Source organism: Kitasatospora sp. NPDC050463 (genome assembly GCF_040655255.1).
Taxonomy (GTDB): domain Bacteria; phylum Actinomycetota; class Actinomycetes; order Streptomycetales; family Streptomycetaceae; genus Kitasatospora.
The window spans coordinates 1-3,986 of sequence record NZ_JBFAJO010000185.1 but is presented as its reverse complement, the minus strand read 5'-3'; the positions used below and the strand labels follow the sequence as shown (position 1 = coordinate 3,986).

The following is a 3,986-nucleotide window of genomic DNA, read 5'->3' as shown; positions in this document are numbered from 1 at the left end:
CACACCCTCCCGGTCGGTGGTGTGGTCGTCCGCGAAACGACGGTCACCCGTCGCGTCCGGCACGTACTTCACACAGACAACGATCCTCAAGCTCACGGCCTGTCTCCTGTACTGGTCTCGTCCGGCGGCTGCGGCTGTGCAAGCGGGCGCGAACTCGGCACGCACCCACTCCGGGCAGCGTGTTCCCGTGCCGGTCCGGAACTTCCTGGCAGCATACTCGTCGGCAGTCGAATGACACTACCGGCCAGTAGCTTACGCCGCCGAGCCCCGGCCGACCGCCCCGCGGAGCGCCTCGCGGCGGCCCTCGAAGGACCCCCGGCCCAGCCGGACCGCGCGGCGGCCCGCACTGCCGTCAGCCCTCATCCTGCCCCAGCGCCGCGCCGTCACCACCTGACGGGGCGGCGCATCCGGGGTGGGATTCACCACCCGTGCCGCACGGCCCCCACCCGGGCGGATCAGACCGCCTCGCCCAGCGCCGCGATCACGTCGGCCCTGCGCGGCAGCCCGGCCGCCCGGCGCACCACCCGGCCCTCCGCGTCCAGGACCAGGACCGTCGGCGTCCGCAGGATCTCCAGCCGGCGGACCAGGCCCAGCTGCGCCTCGGCGTCCAGCTCGACGTGTGCCACCCCCTCGACCATGTCCGCCACCTCGCCGAGCACCCGCCGGGTGGCGCGACAGGGCTGACAGAAGGCGGTCGAGAACTGCAGCAGCGTGGCCCGCTCGCCCAGCGCCTCCCCCAGGTCCGCCGCCGAGAGCCGAACCACCCCGTCCTTCGTGCGCACCCGCAGCCTCCCGTCGCGCTTGGCCCGCAGCAGCCCGAACGCACTCGCCACCGCGAGCACGACAACGCACACCACCAACCCGGTCATCCCCCCAGTCTGCCCCGGCTGCCACGGGCTCCGACAGAGTGGTCGACCGGTGGACCTCGGTCCGCGTACGATCGCCGGGTGGACTCCGACCGCCCCGCACGACCGCTGCTGACCACCCGCCGCGTGGTCGACCTGTGCCGGGCCACGGCCTCGCGCTGTCACTGACGCGCCCCGCCGTCCCCCCACCAGCGATCCAGCCCGGAGTCCCCCGTGCAGACAGACCCCCGCGGCCCGCGCTTCGCCGCCGCGCTCACCACAGCCGTCCTCATCGCCGTCCTGCTCAGCGGCAGCGGCCTGCTGCTCGCCCTCCAGGCCGCCGTCTTCGGCCTCGGTGCCGTCGGCGGCCTGCACCGGTCGCCGTACGGCTGGCTGTACCGGACCCTGGTCCGGCCCCGGCTGGCACCGCCGACCGAGACCGAGGACGAGCGTCCACCGCGCTTCGCCCAGGGCGTCGGCCTGGCCTTCGCCGCCGTGGGCACGCTCGGCTTCCTCACCGGGGTGACCTGGCTCGGTCTGCTGGCCACCGCGTTCGCCCTCGCCGCCGCCTTCCTCAACGCCGTCTTCGGTTACTGCCTCGGCTGCGAGATGTACCTGCTGCTCCGCCGCTCGCAGGGCCGGCTCGACCCCGCGCCCTGACCGGCCGAGAAAGGTTCCCGGCCCACCCATCACGGACGTCACACTCCCGTCCCCCGCTCGACCGCCCGCCTCAGGTGACAGCGGGCACTCGTTCGGGGGATCATCTCCGTGTATCACCCGTGGCCGCCGCGGCGTGCCGCGCCTCCGGTCGGCCCCACGTACGACACGGGTACCGCCGGACCGGGCCGACAGGGCCCGTGGGAAGTCAGGACTGACCGTGGCAGAGCTCGTGTACCCGCCGGTGATCGGCGCCGCACTGACCGTCTTCCGCGCGCTCGACGTGCGCATCAGAATCGTCGGCGCCGAAAACATCCCCGCCAAGGGCGGAGCGGTGCTGGTGAGCAATCACATCAGCTACCTCGACTTCCTCTTCGCCGGCCTCGGTGCCTACCGCGGCGGCAAGCGCAAGACCCGCTTCATGGCGAAGGACGACGTCTTCAAGCACGGTGTCTCCGGCCCGTTGATGCGGGGCATGAAGCACATCCCGGTCGACCGCACCGACGGCCAGCCCGCGTACGACGCGGCGGTGCGCGCCCTGCGCGCCGGCGAGATGGTCGGGGTGTTCCCGGAGGCGACCATCAGCCGCTCGTTCATGCTGAAGAAGTTCAAGACCGGCGCCGCCCGGATGGCCGCCGACTCCGGCGCCCCGCTGCTGCCGGTCGTCCTGTGGGGCACCCAGCAGCTCTGGACCAAGGGCCGGCCGAAGACCCTCACCAAGCGCCACGTCCCCGTCACCATCATGATCGGCGAGCCGATCGAGCTCGCGCCCGGCGACAAGCCCGTCATGGTCACCCGCCGGCTGCGTGCCGCGATGGGCGAGATGCTCGACCGGGCCCAGCGCGAGTACCCCGGCAAGCCGAGCGGCCCGGACGACACCTGGTGGCAGCCCGCCCACCTCGGCGGCACCGCCCCCACCCTCGAGGTCGCCGAGGCCGAGGACGAAGCAGAGGCCGAGCGCCGCGCCACCCGCGACTGACCACCCGCCCGTCCGGGCCCCGGCGTGGTGTCCGCGCCGTCGAACCGGCAAGTCCACTCTTCATACTCCGTGCGACCAAGTGGCCACGGACCGTCGCGTGTCGGGCGCCCGCCCGCACTCCCGATCTGACACAGTGACAGCTCCCCGGGGGCCTCGTCCTGCATCAGAGACGGAGATGACACGCCGATGACCGGCACACGGCTGCTGCCACTCACCACCACGGCCCGCACCCGCGCCCACGCAGGTGCGGGTCTTCTGCTGGCCGGCACCGCCCTGCTCACCGGGTGCGGTGCCCAGCCCGGCGAGATCCCGCTCAGCGAGATCCGGGCGGAGTCCCCGTCCGCCGCCCCCACGCCCGAGCCCGCCGTCGCCAACGCGACCCCGGGCGTGATCGGAGCCGCCGCCCCGGCCGCCCCCGTGACGGCCCAGAACGGCCTGATCGCCAGCCGGGTCTTCCTCGACCCCGGCCGCCTCACCAGCGCCGTCTTCACCGTCGCGGCCGACGGGAGCGCCCTGCAGCAGCTCACCCGGCCTCCCGGCCAGGGCCGCGACGACCACCCCGACTGGTCCCCCGACGGCAGCACCGTGGCCTTCGACCGGATCGAGACCGAGAACGGCTCGGCCCGACTCTGGACGGTGTCCGCCGACGGCGAGGGCGCTCACCAGATCGGCCAGCTCTGCGAGACCGGCGCGGCCGACTGCACCAACGAGGCGGAGAGCGGACCCGCCTTCTCCCCCGACGGGAAGCAGATCGCGTTCAGCCGCGCGTGGGGCGAGGTCGACTCGGCCACCAAGCAGATCCAGTACTCCGACCTGTACGTGATGAGCCCCGACGGCACCAACGCCCAGCGGCTGACCTTCCTCACCAATGACACGCCGTACTCCGGCGACGTCCGCAACCCGAGCTGGTCACCCGACGGCAAGCAGCTCGTCTTCGAGTACCGGACCAGCTCGACCGGCCAACCGGCCACAGGTCGGGCGCTCTACATCGTCAACGCCGACGGCACCGGCCTGCGCCGGCTCACGCCGTGGGAGCTGCGGGCCGGCGAGCGTGCCAGCTGGTCTCCCGACGGCACCCGGATCGTGTTCACCACCTATCCGGCCGGTCCCGATTACACCCCCGGCGGGGGCATCTACACCGTCCAGCCCGACGGAACCACCATCGACGCCCTCACCCCCGGACCGTCCGACGTCTTCTACGGCGCGGCCGCCTACTCCCCCGACGGCACGTCGATCGTCTTCGCCCAGGCCCCCGCCGGAGGCGCCGCCGACCTGTACCGGATGCAAGCCAACGGCACCGGCGTCACCCGGATCACCAACACGGCGGACCAATGGGAGAGCGGGCCCAGCTGGGGCCCGGCCGCCCTCCGGCCATAACCACCGCGAGGCCGTCCGGCCGGATATCGGTACAACGCAAAGAACCCCCCGATCCGGATGGATCGGGGGGTTCTTCGTGAATGATTGTTCGGCGGCGTCCTACTCTCCCACAGGGTCCCCCCTGCAGT

At 72.9% G+C, this 3,986-nt stretch carries 4 protein-coding genes and 1 pseudogene; 3 read left to right on the top strand and 2 right to left on the bottom strand.

Annotation, left to right across the window (positions count from 1 at the left end):
* Window positions 1–96: pseudogene (locus AB0J08_RS41140) on the bottom strand (electron transfer flavoprotein subunit beta); the annotation flags it as partial.
* 359 nt (window positions 97–455) lie between these two features.
* Window positions 456–869, bottom strand: a complete 414-nt coding sequence (locus AB0J08_RS41135; RefSeq protein WP_360645188.1) for a thioredoxin family protein — start codon at window positions 867–869, stop codon at window positions 456–458.
* A gap of 210 nt (window positions 870–1,079) precedes the next feature.
* On the opposite strand from AB0J08_RS41135, the gene AB0J08_RS41130 reads away from it, so the two are divergent.
* The 3 genes from AB0J08_RS41130 (at window position 1,080) to AB0J08_RS41120 (ending at window position 3,858) form a co-directional block, all read left to right on the top strand.
* The gene (locus AB0J08_RS41130; protein ID WP_360645185.1) at window positions 1,080–1,505 is read left to right on the top strand and encodes a DUF4395 domain-containing protein; all 426 of its coding nucleotides are present in this window, start codon (window positions 1,080–1,082) and stop codon (window positions 1,503–1,505) included.
* A gap of 217 nt (window positions 1,506–1,722) precedes the next feature.
* The gene (locus AB0J08_RS41125) at window positions 1,723–2,481 is read left to right on the top strand and encodes a lysophospholipid acyltransferase family protein (protein WP_360645182.1); all 759 of its coding nucleotides are present in this window, start codon (window positions 1,723–1,725) and stop codon (window positions 2,479–2,481) included.
* A gap of 186 nt (window positions 2,482–2,667) precedes the next feature.
* Window positions 2,668–3,858, top strand: coding sequence for a hypothetical protein (locus AB0J08_RS41120; RefSeq protein WP_360645179.1), 1,191 nt, complete (start codon window positions 2,668–2,670; stop codon window positions 3,856–3,858).
* The last annotated feature ends 128 nt before the right edge of the window (window positions 3,859–3,986 follow it).

Excerpts from the sequence above, each read along its gene's own strand:
- AB0J08_RS41135 (WP_360645188.1), bottom strand. The coding sequence starts at position 869 with ATGACCGGGTTGGTGGTGTGCGTTGTCGTGCTCGCGGTGGCGAGTGCG.
- AB0J08_RS41120 (WP_360645179.1), top strand. The coding sequence starts at position 2,668 with ATGACCGGCACACGGCTGCTGCCACTCACCACCACGGCCCGCACCCGC.